The following is a 3,902-nucleotide window of genomic DNA, read 5'->3' on the forward strand; positions in this document are numbered from 1 at the left end:
CCATAAGCAACTACAGTTCCATAATGGGGCGAAGCGATGGTAATAAACCGCTGGACGCGGTTAATTCCTCCTAATCGCTGAACATAGTAACGGCTGACAATTCCTCCCATACTGAAGCCGATTAAATCTAGGCGTTGTTCTGGCGCAAAGGTCGCTGTAACATAATCGGCTACTTGTTTTGCCAATTCATCAAGACCCACATCACCATTATTAGGAACTAGATTCAGGCTATATACAGACCAACCCTTTAGTCTTAATTGAGCCGCCATTCTATGGAAAACTGCCTCTGTGTCGTCAATGCCGTGTATTAACAAAACGGGATTGCGTTGTTGATTTTCAATGTTCATTTACAAAATCTGGCTGAATTAAGGGGTGTATTTCACTTTTGTAGGTACATACTGCTCTACAAACTGAAGTTATTGCTTTTCGGATTCTTTCTTTATAAAAATATTGTGGCAAACAAAACTGAAATGCTTTCAAAGATAGTTTGTATAAAATTTAACGAATTTATCTTGACATCTGCCATTCGGCTATGACACTCTTCCGATTGGTTGAAAGTAAACTGCTTGTTTAACTTCAATTGGGTATTTACCAAACAAAGAAATGTTAATTCTTGTAAAGCTTGCTTTCAGAATCTTGCTCTTAGCTACAGTAAAATTTAATAATTAGTTCTCGGTGTGTGCAGGTTGCAAATGCTTGCAATAGAACATTTGCCCTGTGGTTTTACTACAATGTTAATTAAGCACAAACCTATAAGGGTTGTCACCAAAACGGGGTGACGCCAGATAGATAATGTAACATTTTGTCGTAATTTTTAACAATTACGGTCGAGTTCAAAATATAAAAGGTAAAAGGCAGGAGTAATTGTAATGGATTTTATCAAAAAGTTAATTTCGGGTATTCAGGGTTTCCTTGGCGGTATTCTGGGCTTTATTACTGGATTGTTACCGGGGAAGAAGAAAAGCAACGGCTACTTTTTAGAATTGGACGAAGCCAAAGATGCTGCCAAAGATGCTGCTAAAGAGGTTGCATCGAACGCGAAGAAAGTAGCAGATACAGTTACATCGACAGTTGCATCGAATGCTAAGAAAGTAGCAGATACGATTACATCAGAAACACCAACTCCATCTAAACCAGATTCATTGAACGGAACAAAAACCGCCGCAGCTAAGGCTAAGGAAAAACCAGCTAAGGAAAAATCAGCTAAAAATCCCAAACCAGCTGACGTTCAATTAGTCCAGACTGCTGAGGGTCTTAAAATTGAACCGGGCAAAAAAGCAAAAGCGGCAGCAGCCAAAGTACTCAAAGAAGAGCCAACAGAAACAACCTTTGCACCAAAATATCTTGCTCCTTCGACTACTAGCTCTAATGGTCGTCGTCGTCCAGGAGCGAATATGAGTGCTTATCTAGACATGGCACGTCAGATTAAAACACCTAAATAATTCATGGAGACCGTAAATTTACGGTCTCTATAGATTAAGCGTGAAGATGCAAGGTTAAGATAACTTTGCCAGTTGTAGATGGGGGAACTCTCCAAAGCAAGAGCGATCGCTTAATTTTCTCCACTACAACTGGATCTTTTAGGGTAGAGGTTTCCTCATCCAAAACTACCCGTTCTACCCGACCTTTCTTGATGGTGAACTCAAAGACGATTTCACCACTAAAGCCTGAAGGAAAGTTTAATTGTTGAAGGTGTTGGGTTAAGTCAGCAATTTCTGTGTCATCCAAACCAGTAACGCCGATCACCTCTAACTGATGTTTGATGGCTGCGTCTAATATTTCATCTTGTTCCATCTCCTCGAAAAAATCAAAGCACAAAGACATCTCAACTTCTTTGGCTGCTGGAGATTGTGGCGATCGCTTTTGCCGAAGAAAATCTGGAGCTTCTGCTGGAGCTGGTGCTGATAATGTTGAGAATTTCATTTGAGGCGCAAAACCGCCAGCCGGAGCATTGCCAAACACTCCTTGGTAACTAACTGCTTCCGGCATTTCTACCGGGATTTGCATAGACAAGTATTCGCTTCCTGGTTCAACCCGCACGTCATCGCTGACAGCCACAAAAGCTGTGTATTGAGAAAGCAGTTGATAAGTTAAGGCTGTTTCTGTAACTGCTTCTACACCAGCTTTAGTTTCAAAGCTCACCATTTGATTCATTAAATCTTTGATAGAAGCACGCCCCCACAACTGCGCTACAGCAATATTTCCTGTTTCCTCAAATTTGAGGTTAAACGTTTTTTCATAGTGCTTACCGCCCGCAGCAATGCCGGAAATTTGCAGATTTCCGCTAACTCTATCTTGTTTGCGACCAAACAAAACTAATGGTTGTTCGCAAAATAAATCAGGCGCTACCTTTGGGTAAATCACAGGCGATTCTGTGTCACCCTGCCAAGAGATTTGAATATTCATGAGTACAGGATTGTTAATTTGCCTGTAAAACTTTTCGGCAACTTCTTCCGTAGGTTCATCGTGACGAATAATTCTAGATATTCCCCGACCAATTTCGGCGATGCGATTTAGTAAAAAACGGTTGACTGAACTACCAGCACCAAAACTATAAAGGCGATTTGCTGGTTGGAGATGCTGTTGTACTTCTGCTAAAATCTCATTTTCGTTACCGATATAGCCATCAGTTAGAAGTACGACACTGCGTAATCTTCCGGCTGGTGTGGGGAAATTTATAGCTGTACGAATGCCACTGAGCATTTCTGTACTGCCATCAGCTTGTAAATTATTAATGTAAGCGATCGCTTGGGCACGATTTTCTAGTGTATTCGCTAGAGGTATTGGTGATAACTGTCTAACTCTATTGGAAAAATCGATAATTGTGAAAGTATCGTTGGGATTCAACCCATTAATAAATCGCCGCATCAATTCTTGGCACTTTTGCAACGGATCGCCAGATTGTGAACCCGAAGTATCCACCAAAAATACGACATCTTTGGGGACAATTTCATCAGTGGAATATTCCAAAGCTGGAATCAGATATATGGCAAAATGTCCGCCGCGATCGTCGGCTTGCGTTAATACTGTAGATTGAGTTTCTTGACCAGAAACTTGATAGCGGAGAATTAAATCTTTGTTGGGAATTGTATCTTCTCCAGCTAATTGAATCCGCACAATTTGACCTGAGTGTTCAATTTTTAATTGGTGGGAAGGAGAACGCACTTCAGAAATTGGCAAACCTGCATCAATTTCGACTGTGACATTAATATTGCGACGCGAGCGCGTTCCTTCTAAGACTACAGGTGGTGTAATGCGAGAAGCATCAGAAACTTGGTCTGTATCACCGCTACCATCTATTGGCGTTCCTGGAATATATCTTGGCCCCACTACCATCGGGAAAACAAATTCGTAGTTTCCCGCCTCAAATTTTAAACTTTCGGTATAACAAATTGTGACATCAATTTGTTCGCCAGGTTTGATGTTAGCTAGAGATTGGGTAAAAATGTTGTCTCGTTCCTGTTCTAGAAGTCCGGCAGTGCGTCCTTCTTGTTTTGCCTTTTCGTAAATGGCTACAGCTTCTTCACGTTTTTTAATATTACCTTTGATGATGCGATCGCCTATTTTGATTTCCATGTCATCCACCGCCGCCTCATCAGGTAATGGAAAGATATAGACTGCTTCTAAAGGCTGCGTGAAGGTATTTTCAAAGCTTTGGATGACCTCAATTCGTGATAAGTTACCTGCAATTTTTGCGATAACTTCCGTATGCTTGAGTGGAAAAACTAGTTGCTCTCCTTGAGGCGATTTAAGGTACAAACCCCCTAGCTGTTGGTTTTTAGCACTTACTATATTCATAGAACACTCCTATTTTATTTGTGAACTTACTTTTTAAAGTAGGTAAGAAGTAACTTAATTACGAATTATTTAACAAACACCAGTCCACTATACAAATGAAAAGC

General features: G+C 40.7%; 3 protein-coding genes. 1 reads left to right on the forward strand and 2 read right to left on the reverse strand.

What is annotated here, in order from left to right; all coding sequences use genetic code 11:
• On the reverse strand, nucleotides 1-347 hold a 347-nt coding region (locus tag IQ229_RS16910), incomplete at its 3' end, for an esterase/lipase family protein (protein ID WP_194045652.1).
• A gap of 522 nt (nucleotides 348-869) precedes the next feature.
• Here IQ229_RS16910 and IQ229_RS16915 point away from each other — a divergent pair.
• A complete protein-coding gene (locus IQ229_RS16915; RefSeq protein ID WP_194045654.1) occupies nucleotides 870-1,442 on the forward strand; it encodes a hypothetical protein in 573 nt (190 codons plus the stop codon).
• A 34-nt stretch (nucleotides 1,443-1,476) separates the two neighbouring features.
• Here IQ229_RS16915 and IQ229_RS16920 read toward each other — a convergent pair whose 3' ends face one another.
• Nucleotides 1,477-3,798 carry a VIT domain-containing protein gene (locus IQ229_RS16920; RefSeq protein WP_194045656.1) on the reverse strand — a complete coding sequence of 774 codons (2,322 nt, stop codon included), beginning with the start codon at nucleotides 3,796-3,798 and terminating at the stop codon, nucleotides 1,477-1,479.
• Nucleotides 3,799-3,902 lie beyond the last annotated feature (104 nt).

This window comes from Nostoc cf. edaphicum LEGE 07299, assembly GCF_015207245.1.
Lineage (GTDB): Bacteria > Cyanobacteriota > Cyanobacteriia > Cyanobacteriales > Nostocaceae > Nostoc > Nostoc edaphicum_B.

What these genes read in the sequence shown, in the direction of transcription:
- IQ229_RS16915 (WP_194045654.1), top strand. Translation starts at nt 870, where the DNA reads ATGGATTTTATCAAAAAGTTAATTTCGGGTATTCAGGGTTTCCTTGGC.
- IQ229_RS16920 (WP_194045656.1), bottom strand. Translation starts at nt 3,798, where the DNA reads ATGAATATAGTAAGTGCTAAAAACCAACAGCTAGGGGGTTTGTACCTT.